Consider the following 12,129-nt stretch of genomic DNA (forward strand, 5'->3'; position numbering starts at 1 on the left):
GGCCGGTCTAGCATCGCCGGGTGCGCTACGACGACAGCCCCCCGCCCCCCGAGTCCGGCTCCTCGGTCACCCCGGACCGGCACTGGTTCACGCGCCGCTCCACCCTCGCGGTCGCGGCGGCCGCCCTCGCCCCGACCTGTCTGGCGGGCTGGGTCCTGACCCAGGTCCTGACCGGGAACGGGCAGGACGACCACCGACCGCAGGCGTCGGCGCCGTCCGCGTCCCACACGCCCGCCGGGGACGCGAAACCGACCACGGCCGGCGAGCCCACGCCCGCGAGACCCACCCCGAACGGCAGCACGTCCGGCGCCCCCACCGCCGACAAGGTCCCGCTCACCGGCCGTACGGTGGTCATCGACCCCGGCCACAACACGGGCAACTTCAAGCACACCAAAGAGATCGACCGCCAGGTGGACATCGGCACCAACCACAAGGAGTGCGACACCACCGGCACCACCACGAACTCCGGCTACATGGAGGCCGAGTTCACGATGGACGTGTCCCGCCGGCTGCGCACCGTCCTGGAGTCCAAGGGCCTGAAGGTGCTCCTCACCCACGAGGCCGGAACCGAGCGCCCCTGGGGTCCCTGCATCGACGAGCGGGCCCGGATCGGCAACGAGGCCACGGCCGACGCCGTCGTCTCGGTCCACGCCGACGGGGTCTCCGAGGGCAGTCGCGGCTACCACGTCATCCTTCCCGCCAAGGTCAAGGGCGGTGGCGCGGACACCGCGAAGATCATCGAGCCCTCGCGGCTGCTGGGCGAACGCATCGCGACCAACTTCTCCCGCACGACCGGTTCCGGCCCCGCCAACTACCTCGGTTCCGGCACGGGTTTGGTGGTCCGCGACGATCTGGGCGGACTGAACCTCTCAACTCGCCCCAAGGTGTTCATCGAATGCGGCAACATGCGTGACGCCAAGGACGCGGCTCAACTGACGAGTCCGCAGTGGCGCCAGAAGGCCGCGCAGGGCATCGCGGACGGCATTGTCGGGTTCCTCGGCGGGTAGTCCCAACGGGACAGCCCGCCGCCCCGGTCCGCTCGGTCACGGAAAACCTCCGTACCATGGTGCCGCCCGCCCCGCTCCAGTCCTGATCTGCGACCGCGGCACCACGAGACGACCGAGACCGAGAAGGACACCTGAGACGTGAACATCCGCTCCCTCACTCGAGGCGACGGCGTGGTGATCGGAGCAGCGGTGCTGCTGTTCATCGCCTCGTTCCTCGATTTTTACTCCGCGACCGGCATCGACGCGCCGAGTGCCTGGGACACCGACGTGTACAGCCTGGTGCTCCCGACGGTCTTCCTGCTCGGGTTCATCGCGGCGGGTCTGGTCCTGTCGGCCCGGTTCCTGCCGCAGGGCCGCCAGCTCGCCGGGCTGCCCATGCAGGCCTGGGGCACCGTGCTGGCCGTCGCGGCGGCCTGGGCCTCCCTGTGGTCCCTGATCACCTGCCCGAGCCGCGCCGACCTGGGCGCCGGCAGCATCATCGCCTTCCTCGCCACCCTGGCGCTGGCCGGCGTGACCCTGTTCGGCGACAAGGTCCCCGCGCTGGCCGGCAAGCTCGTGCCCGAGTCCCGTCCCGCCGCCGTCCCGCCGTACGGCGGCCAGCCGCTCGGCCAGCCGCAGCCGCCCGGCGCCGGCTACGGCTACCCGGGCGGGCAGCAGCCCCAGCCGTACGGGCAGACCCCGCAGCCCGTACCGCCCTACGGCGGCACCCCGCAGCCGAACCCCACGCCCGCCCCGGCCCCGCAGGACGCGACGCCCGCCCCGGCGGCGGACTTCACCCCGTTCTGGTTCGCGGTGCCGGTGACCCGGCCCCTGTTCGCCGAGGACGGCTCGCACAACCCGATCGCGGAACTCGCGCCGGGCACCTGGTACCTGGCCGTCGACCAGCGCGGCCCGTCCACGCTGATCGCCCAGACCCAGGACGGTCGACGCGGCGTGCTGAACGAGACGTCGGACATCCAGCGCGGCTGAGGCCTCCTCGCCCGCGCGGCCGAACGACCCCCGCCCTCCCGGGCGGGGGTCGTCGGTCTTCCCGGGACGGTGGTGGTGCCCTACAGTCACCTGACGCACCGTCAGGAATGGCGGTGGCTGTCGGCGGCTTCGCGGAGGGAACCCCCATGCGCCTCGGACTGGCACTCGGCTACTGGGGTCGCGGCCCCAACCCCAACCACCTCGACCTCGCCACCGAGGCCGAGAACCTCGGCTACCACTCGGTGTGGACCGCCGAGGCCTGGGGCTCCGACGCCTTCACCCCGCTGACCTGGATCGCCGCGCACACCTCGCGGATCCGCCTCGGCACCGCCATCGCCCAGATGTCCGCCCGCACCCCCACCGCGACCGCCATGCACGCCCTCACCCTGGACCACCTCTCCGGCGGCCGGATGACACTGGGCCTGGGCCTGTCCGGCCCGCAGGTCGTCGAGGGCTGGTACGGGCGCCCCTTCCCCGCCTCCCCGCTCACCGCGACCCGCGAGTACGTGGACGTCGTCCGCCAGGTCCTGCGCCGCGAGGCCCCCGTCGCCCTGGACGGCCGCTTCCACCACCACCCGTACCGCGGCGAGGACGGCACCGGCCTCGGCAAACCGCTCAAGCCGATCACCCACCCGCTGCGCGCGGACCTCCCGATCCTGCTCGGCGCGGAGGGCCCCCGGAACATCGCCCAGACCACCCGGATCGCCGACGGCTGGCTCCCCCTGTACTGGTCGCCGTCCCGCACCGACGTGTACCAGGCCTCCCTCGCCGACCTCCCCGAAGACTTCGTGATCGCCCCGATGGCCCGGGCCCACGTCTGCGAGGACGTCGCCGAGGGCCTCCTGCCCGTCAAGGCGATGCTCGGCTTCTACATCGGCGGCATGGGGCACGCGGCCCGCAACTTCCACGCCGACCTGATGGCCAGGATGGGCTACGAGGAGGAGGCCCGCCGCATCCAGGAACTGTTCCTCGCCGGCCGCAAGGAGGAGGCCGTCCTGGCCGTCCCCGACGCGTTCGCCGACGAGATCTCCCTGATCGGCCCCCGGGAGCGGATCGCCGAACGCCTCGACCTGTGGCGCAAGGGCCCCGTCACCGACCTGCTCCTGACCGCCCCCGACCCGCACACCCTGCGGGTCCTCGCGGAACTGAACACCTGACGACTCAGACCTGCTCGGCCCGCGGCACCGCGTCGAGGAACTCCCTCAGGTCCAGCGCCATCACCGCGATCTCGATGTCGGCGCCCCCCGGGCGGGCGCACGTGACGATCCGCGAGCCCGGGTTGATGCTCATGCCCTCCTTCACGGAGGGCGCCCGCACCGCCGTGGCCCGCGCGCCGGCCAGCTCCACCACGGGACCCCGCTGCGGCTCCCAACGGGGCGCGCCCCCGTCCACGTACAGCCGGCCCATGCGCCAGCGCCCCTCGCCGGCGGGCAGCCGTGCCATGCCCGGCAGCCCGGGCACCACCTCGGCGGCCTGCCGCTCGCGGTGCTTGCGCCGCACCAGCCACCCGACCCCGGCCACCGCTGCGGCAGCCACCACGAACTCGATCACGCGCCCCATTGAAACAGCCGCGGCCGGCCGCCGCGTGCCGGCGGGCCCGGGGTCGAGGGGCCGCGACGCCTCCCGACCCCGGGCCCGCCCGGGGGCGCGGCCGGTCAGCCGCCGAGCTGGGAGGTGCTGGGAACCTTGTCGGTCACCACGGCCCCCGCGCTCTTGCCGGCGTCCTTGACCCCGTTGATGACGCTTTCGAAGGCGCCGATGTCGGCGTCACCCGCCTGCCCCTTGCGGAGCTTGGTGGCGAGACCCTTGAGGGACGCGATGCCGGCCGTCAGCGGGGCCACCGCCTTGGACAGCAGGGGATCGCCCTTGGCGTTGTCGGTCGCCGCCTTCAACCGGTTGTAGGCGAAGGCACCGGCAAGACCCGCCTTGATCAGCGCGAACGTACGGCCCTTCGCACCCTTCTTGAACTTGCCCGCCTGGTACGGCTTGACGATCCACTGGTACGTCGCGCCGGCCGCGAGACCGGCGTTCGCGACGAAGCGGGTCTTCGCGAACTTCTGCTTCTCGGCGGACGTGCTCGGCGCGGGAGTCGCGGCGGCGGCCTCCTCGGCGGCCAGCACCTCGACGGCCGAGGCCTCCGCCGCCGCCTGGTCGGCCGCCGTGGCCGCGGACAGCGAGACGTCCTCGCTCTTGGATTTCCCGCCCCCGTCGGAACCACAGGCGGTGGCGCCCGCCAGCAGCGCACAGGACAGGAGCACCGACGTGACGGCACGACGGAATCGAACGGTTCTGGGTACGGACACAGTTGCCTCCGGGGACTGAGGTGTCCTCCGCACCCTCACCCGGGCCATGCGGCTCCGCCACTTGGGGGACCCGTTCGGGGGTTTGCGGCGCGCCTGCGCGGCAACACGGGGTGCATGCCCACACACACCCGAGTACACACCCGAGGAAGCAGTTCAGCGGGCCGGGCCGTCGCCCTGGTGGCGGACATCGCAGCCTTCGTGATCGGCCTGTGGATCCTGCTGTTCCTGCTCGACGCCAACCAGGGCAACGCCTTCGTCGACCTCGTCCACGACGCGGCGACCTGGCTGGCCGGCTGGTCCTACGACCTGTTCACCTTCGACCGCGCCTGGGTCCAGGTCGTCGTCGGCTACGGCCTCGCGGCCGTCGTCTACCTCTTCATCGGCCACGCCCTGGCGAGCCGACTCTCCCGCCGCTGACGCACGGGGCGTGTGGGGCCCGCGGGCCCCACACGCTCAACCGCAGCAGTCCGGCTCAAGCCCCCGCGGCAGGTTCAGCCCGCCGAAGACCTCGCCCGTCGCCTCGTCCCCGCCCAACGCGGCGACGGCCAACAACAACGAGCCCGCCGTCCACGTGGTCTGCTCGACCGGCCACACCGCCCCGTCCACGAACTCGTACCCCGTCCAGTACATGCCGTTGTCGGCCCGCAGGTGCCCGATCGACCGCAGGATCTCCAACGCCCGGTCGGACTCCCCCAACGCCCACAGCGCGAGGGCCAGTTCGCAGGACTCCCCGCCCGTGACCCACGGGTTCGGCAGCACGCACCGCACCCCGAGGTCCGGGACGACGAACTCCGCCCACCGCTCCTCGATGCGCGCCGTGGCCTCCGGCCCGGTCAACGCGCCGCCCAGCACCGGGTAGTACCAGTCCATCGAGTAGCGGGACTTGTCGAGGAACCGCTCCGGGTGCCGTCGGATCGCGTGTCCCAGCGCGCCCGCCGCCAACTCCCAGTCCGGCTGCGGGTCCTCGCGGTGCTCCGCGATGGCGAGCGCGCACCGCAGCGCCTGATGGATCGACGAGGACCCGGTCAGCAGCGCGTCGGTGACGGCCGCGCCGTCCGACTCCCGCTTCCAACCGATCTCGCCGCCCGGCTGCTGGAGTCCCAACACGAACTCCACTGCCGCGTACACGGCCGGCCACATCCGGTCCAGGAAGGTGTCGTCGCCGGTCGCCAGGTAGTGGTGCCACACCCCCACCGCGATGTACGCGACGAAGTTCGACTCACGGCTCGCGTCCTGCGGGGCGGACGTGTCCACGCCCTCGGGCCGGTCCGCGTAGGCCGCGAACCAGGAACCGTCCTCGTTCTGGTGCCGCGCCAGCCACGCGTACGCCCGCTCCGCCGCCTCGTGCTCGCCCGCCACGTCCAACGCCATCGCGGCCTCGGTGTGGTCCCACGGATCGAGGTGATGGCCGCGGAACCACGGGATCGCCCCGTCCGCCCGCTGCGCCGCGAGGATGCCCGCGACGGTCCCGGCCGCCTGCTCGGCGGTCAGCACGCCGTCCAGGACCAGGTGTTCGGTACGACCGGGGAACGTCACTTCGCCGCGTCCACGGGCAGGTGCGGCTTCGTCGCGTACGCCACGAAGCTCTTGCCGATCACCGGGTTCAGGGCCTGCTCCGCGAGGCGCGTGGCCAGCGGCTTCTTCATGATGTCCCAGACCAGCAGCTTGTGGTACGCCTTCACCGGCAGCGCCTTGTCGTTGTCGACGCCGAACGCGCACTTCAGCCACCAGTACGGGGAGTGCAGCCCGTGCGCGTGGTGCGTGCCGTACGGCTTGAGGCCCGCGGCCTCCATCTTGCCGATCAGCTCGTCCGCCTTGTAGATGCGGATGTGACCGCCCTCGACCTCGTGGTAGGCGTCGCTGAGCGCCCAACAGATCTTCTCCGGGCCGTAGCGCGGCACCGTGATCGCGATCCGGCCGCCCGGCTTGAGCACCCGCACCATCTCGGCGAGCACGCCCTTGTCGTCGGGGATGTGCTCCATCACCTCGGAGATGATCACGACGTCGAAGGACTCGTCGGGGAACGGCAGGGCCAGCGCGTCGCCCTCCATGGCGGTGGCGGTGGCGCCGACCGGCGCCTCGCCGGCCTCCTTCATCGCGGCGAACCACTTGGCGACCTCGCGGATCTCCTCGCCGTTGCGGTCCACGGCGACCACCTGCGCGCCGCGCCGGTAGCACTCGAAGGCGTGCCGGCCTGCGCCGCAGCCCAGATCGAGCACGCGGTCGCCTGCGGCGAGCGGGAACCGGGAGAAATCGACGGTCAGCACGGGGTCCTGCCTTCGCGGTCGCGGGGGTCTACGGGGTGGAACTCGGAACGGGGGTGACTCATCGGCGAGGGGTCAGCGCGCACGACGCGTACGGGCGGCCCGCTCGATGGCGGCCCGGTAGTGCACCACGGTCCCCTCGGCGGCCTTGGCCCAGGTGAACCGGGTCAGGACTCTGTCGCGTCCGGCGGCGCCGAGCCGCTCGCGCAGCGGGGCGTCACCCAACAGCCGGCCCAGCGCGGCGGCGAGCGCGCCCGCGTCACCGGGCGGCACCGCCAGGCAGCTCTCCCCGTCGGGCCCCGTCACCTCGGGGATCGCCCCGCCGGTGGTCGCGACCAGCGGGGTGCCGGTGGCCATGGCCTCGGCCGCCGGGAGCGAGAAGCCCTCGTACAGCGAGGGCACGCAGGCGACCTGCGCGCTGCGCACCAGGTCGACGAGCTCGGCGTCCGTGATGCCCTTGACGAAGCGGACCGCGTCCTGGAGTCCGTACGTGGTGATCGCGCGGGCGACCGGCCCCTCCTCGGCACGCCGGCCCACGACGACGAGGTGCGCGTCGGGCTGTTCCGTGCGGAGCTTCGCGAGCGCCTCCACCAGGTGGACGAGCCCCTTCAGCGGCACGTCGGCGCTGGACGTCGTCACGATCCGCCCGGGCACCTCGGCCACGGACGCGTCGGGCGACCACAGGTCGGTGTCGGCGCCGATGTGCACCACGTGGATGCGCTCGCCGCGCACGCCCAGGTGCTCGGCGATCTCGACCTGCGAGGAACCCGACACGGTCAGCACGGACGGCAGCCGGCGGGCCACCCGGCCCTGCATGCGCGTGAACCCGTACCAACGGCGCACCGAGAGCCGCTTCTTGAGGTCCTTGGCGGCGGCCAGGTCCAACGTGCGGTCCACGGTGATCGGGTGGTGGATCGTCGTCACCAGCGGCGCGCCGAGATCCCCCAGCAGCCCGTATCCGAGCGTCTGGTTGTCGTGGATGACGTCGAACTCACCGGCGCGCGCGGCCAGGTGCCGGCGCGCGCGCAGCGAGAAGGTCAGCGGTTCGGGGAAGCCGCCGGTCCACATGGTGGCGACTTCGAGGGCGTCGATCCAGTCCCGGTATTCCGCCCGTTTGGGCGTACGGAACGGGTCGGGGCTGCGGTAGAGGTCCAGGCTCGGCAGCTCGGTCAGCGTGGCCCCGGTGTCGAGCACCGGGTAGGGCTGGGCGCCGATGACCTCGACACTGTGGCCGAGCCGGACGAGCTCCCGCGAAAGGTGGCGGACGTAGACGCCCTGGCCGCCGCAGAACGGGTTCCCCTTGTAGGTGAGGAGTGCGATGCGCAACGGGCGGTCACCTTCGGTGGCGGAACTCGCGAAAGGGCTCGTCACCACGGCCTCTGCGGTCACTCTCGGCCCCCTTCTCCCTGCACTTTCGCCGGAGCGTAACCGCTCGGATAATGTAGAACAAGTTTCAGACTTGATCCGTCTGAGAGCATTGAATCTACCGGCCGGAAACCCCACCGTAAGAGGCGGAGCAGGTGATTCACGCCACGACCCCGACGCCTGACACGCCGGCCCCGGATCGGCCCCGGAACGGCCGGCGCAACGACACTGAACGCCTTGGAACGGGACAGATGACAGCGGAAGTGAAGGCCGTGACCACACCGGCGTCTCCGCCCCTGACGGAGCGCCAGGAAGCGCGCCGGCGCCGCATCCTGCACGCCAGCGCCCAACTGGCCGGCCGGGGCGGTTTCGACGCGGTCCAGATGCGGGAGGTCGCCGAGGCGGCCGGCGTGGCGCTGGGGACCCTGTACCGGTACTTCCCGTCCAAGGTGCACCTGTTGGTCGCCACCATGCAGGACCAGCTCCAGCACATGCACACCACGCTCCGCAAGCGCCCCCCGGCGGGCGACGATCCGGCGGCCCGGGTCTCGGAGACCCTGATGGGCGCCTTCCGGGCCCTCCAGCGCGAACCGCACCTCGCCGACGCGATGGTGCGCGCCCTCACGTTCGCCGACCGGAGCGTGAGCCCCGAGGTGGACACGGTGTCGCGGCTGACCACGGCGATCATCCTGGACGCGATGGGTCTGGACGCCCCGCCGACGGCGGAACAGCTCTCGGCGGTGCGCGTGATCGAGCACACCTGGCACTCGGCACTGATCACCTGGTTGTCGGGCCGTGCCTCGATCGCCCAGGTCAAGATCGACATAGAGACGGTCTGTCGCCTGATCGACCTGACGACGCCGGCCCCGGCCCCGCCGAAGGCCCGGGGAAAGTCCTGATCCTGCCGTAGGGCCTGCGGGGCGGGGCCGGTTCTCCTACTCCTCCGGCGGGAACACCGCCTCCCCGCTGCCCAGCAGGGTGATCGTGATCGCCTCGACGGGGCAGCCCTCGGCCGCCGTCAGGACCGGTTCGTTCGCGTCCGTCTCGGGGGCCGCCGGGTGTGACTGGCGCGCCGAGTCGAGGGAGAATCCGGCCGGGGCGTGGTTCACGCACATGCCGGAGCCGATGCAGACGCCCCGGTCCACCTCCACCTGCCAGCGGTCCCCCATCACGCGTCCGTTTCGGGGGCGGCCGGAGGCCGGTACCCGGCGGGCAGGTGAATCATCTTGTGTTCCAGGTACTCGCTCAGTCCCTCGGGGCCGAACTCCCGCCCGACGCCGCTGTTCTTGTAGCCGCCGAACGGTCCGAGCATGTCCAGGCTGAAGGTGTTGACGTTGAAGGTGCCGGTGCGCACTCCGCGCGCGAAGTCGATTCCGTGCTCCACGTCGCCCGTCCAGACGCTGCCGCTGAGTCCGAACTCGGAGTCGTTGGCGATCCGCGCGGCCTCGGCCTCGTCGCCGTAGGGGATCAGACAGACCACGGGCCCGAAGATCTCCTCGCGCGCGATGCGCATGGAGTTGTCGACGTCGCCGAACAGGGTGGGTTCGACGTACCAGCCCTGGTCCAGACCGGCGGGGCGGCCGCCGCCGACGAGGATCTTCGCGCCCTCCTCCTGTCCGATCCGGATGTAGTCCAGCGAGCGCTGTTGCTGACGGCGGGCCACGAGCGGTCCGAGCTGGGTCGCCGGGTCCAGGGGGTCGCCGACCACCAGCGCGCCGGCGGCGGCGGCGAGGGCCTCGGCGACCTCCGCGTACCGGGCGCGCGGTGCGAGGACGCGGGTCTGGGCGACGCAGGCCTGACCGTTGTTCATCCAGGCCGCCGGGACGATGCCGGCGATGGTGGTCTCCAGGTCGGCGTCCGGCAGGATCACGGCCGCCGACTTGCCGCCGAGTTCGAGGGTGACCCGGGTGAGGTTGCGGGAGGCGACCTCCATGACGCGCCGGCCCGCCGCCACCGATCCGGTGAAGGCCACCTTGTCGATGCCGGGGTGCCCGACGAGGTACTCGCTGACCTCGCGGTCGGCGGGCAGGATCGACAGCACGCCCTCGGGCAGCCCGGCCTCGCGCACGATGTCGGCGAGGATGTAGGAGTCCAGCGGGGACTCCGGCGAGGGCTTGAGGATCACCGCGGAACCGGTCAGCAGCGCGGGCGCCAGTTTGGCGGCGGCGACGAACTGCGGGACGTTCCAGGGGATGACGGCGGCGACCACGCCGACCGGCTCCCGGCGGACGAGGATCGGACCGAGCACGCCTTGGCGGTGCTCCTCGTACGCGTAGTCGCGCGCCACCGTGATCGCCGCGTCGTAGACCATCATCGGGCCCAGCGCCTGGGCGAGGACGGACCAGGAGTACGGGGATCCGTTCTGGGAGCTGATGGACCGGGCGATCTCCTCGTGCCGCACCGCGATGGCGTCCTTGACGCGCGCGACGACGGCGATCCGCTCGTCGAGCGACATCCGGGGCCAGGGGCCCTCGTCGAACGCCTTGCGCGCGACGGCGACGGCGCGGTCGACGTCCGCCGCGGTGGCGTGCGGGACGCTGCCGATGACCTGTCCGGTGTGCGGGGAGACGACCTTGATGGTGTCGGTGCCCAGCGGGTCCGTCCACTCCCCGCCGATGAACAGTTGTCCGTGTTCCACGAGCTCGGTCATGGCTGAGGCCTCCTGCGGCTACCTGCGGCGTGACGTTCCAGAACTGATACCAGTTCTAGTTCCAGGAGTCCACGGTCAGGACGGAACGGCGGAGAAGATCCAACGGACATCCGACGGGTAGCCAGAAACCCGAAGAGATGGTCGACTTGGGCGACTACTGGAACAAGTTCTCTTTATCGTGTGCGGGCGGACGCACGACCGCCCGGACAGCCGGCAGACAGGGAGCCCTCGTGACACCTCAGGTCACCGACCACGGCGGAGGCGTGTGGGGCGTCAAGGTCCCCATCCCCGACAACCCCCTCGGACACACCCTCGTCCACGTCCTCGACACCGACCGCGGCCCGGTCCTCGTCGACACCGGCTGGGACGACCCGGAGTCCTGGGACACCCTCGTCGCCGGCCTCGACGCCCTCGGCATCGCGATGGCCGACGTCCACGGCGTGGTCATCACCCACCACCACCCCGACCACCACGGCCTGTCCGGCCGGGTCCGGGAGGCATCGGGCGCCTGGATCGCCATGCACGCCGCCGACACCGAGGTCGTCGTGCGGACCCGCTCCGCCGAACCGGGCGTCTGGTTCGACTACATGAGCGAGAAACTGGCCGTCGCCGGGGCCCCCGAGGAGCACATCGCCCCCCTGCGGGCGGCCCGCGCGAGCGGCCGACTGCGGACCCTGCCCGGCCTGCACGCGGCCGTCCCCGACCGGGAGATCGTCCCCGGCGAACTGCTGCCCCTCGCCGGGCGGCGGCTGCGCGCCATCTGGACGCCGGGCCACACCCCCGGCCACGTCTGCCTCCACCTGGAGGAGGCCCATCCCGCGGGCCTGCCCGGCAACGGCCGGCTGTTCTCGGGCGACCACCTCCTCCCCGGCATCTCCCCGCACATCGGCCTGTACGAGGACCCCTCCGAGCACCGGGTCACCGACCCCCTCGGCGACTACCTCGACTCCCTCGAACGCGTCGGCCGGCTGGAGCCCGCCGAGGTCCTCCCGGCCCACCAGCACCCCTTCACCGACGCCCCGGCCCGCGTGCGCGAACTCCTGGACCACCACGAGGAACGGCTGACCGGGCTCTGGGGGCTCCTCGCCACCCCCCTGACCCCGTGGGAGCTGGCGGAGCGGATGGAGTGGAACCGCCCCTGGGAGCAGATCCCGTACGGCTCCCGGAACATCGCCGTCTCCGAGGCGGAGGCGCATCTGCGGCGGCTGGTGAAGCAGGGCCGGGCGGAGCCGGTACCGGGCAGCGACCCGGTGACGTACCGGGCCCTGTGAACGCGGAGCCGGGAACGGGGCACCGGCGCCGTGCATCGGGCGCCGCGGGCCGGGTGCGGTAAGGGGCTCAGGGCCCCACGCCCCGGTCACCGAAACCTACGGGCCGGTAGAGTGGGCCCGTCGTCCACACTTCCGTACGGGGGGAAGCCGGTGCGAATCCGGCGCTGACCCGCAACCGTGACCCACCCCCGCGACATCGGGGCGGGGAGCCGGAATGCCCTGTACCGGAGGTGCGCGGCTCGTGCCGCCGGGTCTTCCGGCGGCCGGCACCGTCGAGGTAAACGGAGCCGGAGCCCGGTA

General features: G+C 72.2%; 13 protein-coding genes and 1 riboswitch. Of the genes, 6 read left to right on the forward strand and 7 right to left on the reverse strand.

Translation table 11 applies throughout. The features are described 5' to 3' along the window. Positions 1 to 20: 20 nt before the first annotated feature. The 3 genes from OHA84_RS12400 (at position 21) to OHA84_RS12410 (ending at position 3,133) form a co-directional block, all read left to right on the forward strand. Positions 21 to 1,007 carry an N-acetylmuramoyl-L-alanine amidase gene (locus OHA84_RS12400; protein ID WP_266971713.1) on the forward strand — a complete coding sequence of 329 codons (987 nt, stop codon included), beginning with the start codon at positions 21 to 23 and terminating at the stop codon, positions 1,005 to 1,007. A 138-nt stretch (positions 1,008 to 1,145) separates the two neighbouring features. Continuing rightward, on the forward strand, positions 1,146 to 1,976 hold the full coding sequence (locus OHA84_RS12405; RefSeq protein ID WP_266971711.1) for a DUF5336 domain-containing protein: 831 nt from the start codon (positions 1,146 to 1,148) through the stop codon (positions 1,974 to 1,976). A 146-nt stretch (positions 1,977 to 2,122) separates the two neighbouring features. After that, the gene (locus OHA84_RS12410) at positions 2,123 to 3,133 is read left to right on the forward strand and encodes an LLM class F420-dependent oxidoreductase (protein WP_266947337.1); all 1,011 of its coding nucleotides are present in this window, start codon (positions 2,123 to 2,125) and stop codon (positions 3,131 to 3,133) included. Between the two features lie 4 nt (positions 3,134 to 3,137). On the opposite strand, the gene OHA84_RS12415 is transcribed toward OHA84_RS12410, so the two are convergent. Further along, positions 3,138 to 3,527, reverse strand: a complete 390-nt coding sequence (locus OHA84_RS12415) for a hypothetical protein (protein WP_159041404.1) — start codon at positions 3,525 to 3,527, stop codon at positions 3,138 to 3,140. A gap of 104 nt (positions 3,528 to 3,631) precedes the next feature. After that, positions 3,632 to 4,279, reverse strand: coding sequence for a hypothetical protein (locus OHA84_RS12420; protein WP_266971709.1), 648 nt, complete (start codon positions 4,277 to 4,279; stop codon positions 3,632 to 3,634). A 114-nt stretch (positions 4,280 to 4,393) separates the two neighbouring features. Here OHA84_RS12420 and OHA84_RS12425 point away from each other — a divergent pair, with 114 nt between their 5' ends. Beyond that, complete coding sequence (locus OHA84_RS12425; RefSeq protein WP_078998949.1) at positions 4,394 to 4,696, forward strand: hypothetical protein; 303 nt, start codon at positions 4,394 to 4,396, stop codon at positions 4,694 to 4,696. A gap of 36 nt (positions 4,697 to 4,732) precedes the next feature. Here the strand turns inward: OHA84_RS12425 and OHA84_RS12430 are convergent, their stop codons facing one another. The 3 genes from OHA84_RS12430 to OHA84_RS12440 form a co-directional block, all read right to left on the reverse strand. Further along, positions 4,733 to 5,815 carry a prenyltransferase gene (locus tag OHA84_RS12430; protein ID WP_053679062.1) on the reverse strand — a complete coding sequence of 361 codons (1,083 nt, stop codon included), beginning with the start codon at positions 5,813 to 5,815 and terminating at the stop codon, positions 4,733 to 4,735. Continuing rightward, positions 5,812 to 6,546 carry a class I SAM-dependent methyltransferase gene (locus OHA84_RS12435; protein WP_053679060.1) on the reverse strand — a complete coding sequence of 245 codons (735 nt, stop codon included), beginning with the start codon at positions 6,544 to 6,546 and terminating at the stop codon, positions 5,812 to 5,814. The genes OHA84_RS12430 and OHA84_RS12435 overlap by 4 nt, the downstream gene beginning before the upstream one ends. A 72-nt stretch (positions 6,547 to 6,618) precedes the next feature. Beyond that, entirely contained in the window at positions 6,619 to 7,932 is a 1,314-nt protein-coding gene (locus OHA84_RS12440) for a glycosyltransferase family 4 protein (protein ID WP_266971706.1), read from the reverse strand. A 227-nt stretch (positions 7,933 to 8,159) separates the two neighbouring features. On the opposite strand from OHA84_RS12440, the gene OHA84_RS12445 reads away from it, so the two are divergent. Then, the gene (locus tag OHA84_RS12445) at positions 8,160 to 8,807 is read left to right on the forward strand and encodes a TetR family transcriptional regulator (RefSeq protein WP_053679055.1); all 648 of its coding nucleotides are present in this window, start codon (positions 8,160 to 8,162) and stop codon (positions 8,805 to 8,807) included. A 36-nt stretch (positions 8,808 to 8,843) separates the two neighbouring features. Here OHA84_RS12445 and OHA84_RS12450 read toward each other — a convergent pair whose 3' ends face one another. Beyond that, entirely contained in the window at positions 8,844 to 9,077 is a 234-nt protein-coding gene (locus OHA84_RS12450; protein WP_266947351.1) for a ferredoxin, read from the reverse strand. Next, positions 9,077 to 10,558 (reverse strand): aldehyde dehydrogenase, encoded by a 1,482-nt coding sequence (locus OHA84_RS12455; RefSeq protein ID WP_053679051.1) that lies wholly within the window; start codon positions 10,556 to 10,558, stop codon positions 9,077 to 9,079. The genes OHA84_RS12450 and OHA84_RS12455 overlap by 1 nt, the downstream gene beginning before the upstream one ends. A 230-nt stretch (positions 10,559 to 10,788) precedes the next feature. On the opposite strand from OHA84_RS12455, the gene OHA84_RS12460 reads away from it, so the two are divergent. Then, a complete protein-coding gene (locus OHA84_RS12460) occupies positions 10,789 to 11,829 on the forward strand; it encodes an MBL fold metallo-hydrolase (protein ID WP_266947355.1) in 1,041 nt (346 codons plus the stop codon). 140 nt (positions 11,830 to 11,969) lie between these two features. After that, positions 11,970 to 12,049, forward strand: a riboswitch (cobalamin riboswitch). The last annotated feature ends 80 nt before the right edge of the window (positions 12,050 to 12,129 follow it).

This window comes from Streptomyces sp. NBC_00513 (assembly GCF_041431415.1).
GTDB lineage: Bacteria > Actinomycetota > Actinomycetes > Streptomycetales > Streptomycetaceae > Streptomyces.